Annotated in this window: 1 pseudogene; it reads left to right on the top strand. The window is 69.3% G+C overall.

Features of this window, described 5'->3' with window-relative positions:
* Positions 1–264, top strand: a pseudogene (locus NFJ07_RS25835) (hypothetical protein); the annotation flags it as partial.

Here is a 264-nt window from a genome sequence, read left to right on the forward strand (position 1 = left end):
CACCGCCAAGGAGCGTTCATCCGCAAACCCCGCCGCGGCCTGCACCACCTGGAAATCTTCGCCACCGCGGAACAGTTCGAAACCCTCGCCACCGTCATGAACACCGCCACCAACCCGCGCCTGCGCCACGACACCGACGGACCACAGGATACGGATCCAACCCGCAACACCGGCCGCAACACCGGCGGCCCCGCAGGGCTAGCCCAGCACGACGGCGTGACTCACCCGCCGCTGGACCGCCGCTCGCGTCCGCAGAAGCTGCTC

Source organism: Arthrobacter sp. B2a2-09 (genome assembly GCF_027587375.1).
Classification (GTDB): domain Bacteria; phylum Actinomycetota; class Actinomycetes; order Actinomycetales; family Micrococcaceae; genus Arthrobacter.